Raw genomic sequence first — 423 nt, 5'->3', positions numbered from 1 at the left:
GCCGGGCCGTGATGTCGTCGAGGCTGCGGGCCACGACGAGCACCTCCGCCCCGCGCCGGTGGGCCTGGATCCTGATGCCGTCGAGCTTGGCGTCGACGGCGAGGCCGCCGTCGGTGCCCAACTTGTCGAGCGCCGCGTCGAGGTCGGGGGCGGACGAGGCGAGCATGGGTTGGACCGGCCGGCCGACGGTGAGCCCGATCGCGGCCAGTGCCTCGACCCCGGTGAACGCGGCATCGACGACATGGGTCGCGCCGCCGGCCATCATCGCGGCCCGTCGTACGTCGGCGACCGGCACGGCGGCTGCCTCGGCGACCCCGTCGGCCATCACGGCCTCGAGCGCGCCCTGTCGGACGTTGCCGAGGGCGACGGCGCGCAGCCACTGCTGCTCGGCGTCGGTCGCGCGGCCGAACAGCGCGGTGACAC

The 423-nt window shown here is 75.7% G+C and carries 1 protein-coding gene; it reads right to left on the bottom strand.

Annotation, left to right across the window (positions count from 1 at the left end):
* The coding region (locus H0487_RS22820) for an ATP-dependent DNA ligase (RefSeq protein ID WP_446685592.1) at nt 1-423 on the bottom strand (423 nt) is incomplete at both ends.

It is taken from the genome of Nocardioides stalactiti, assembly GCF_014180715.1.
In the GTDB taxonomy this organism is placed as follows: domain Bacteria; phylum Actinomycetota; class Actinomycetes; order Propionibacteriales; family Nocardioidaceae; genus Nocardioides; species Nocardioides stalactiti.
Note: the sequence above shows the minus strand (reverse complement) of the source record. Positions and strands in the feature narration are given on the sequence as shown.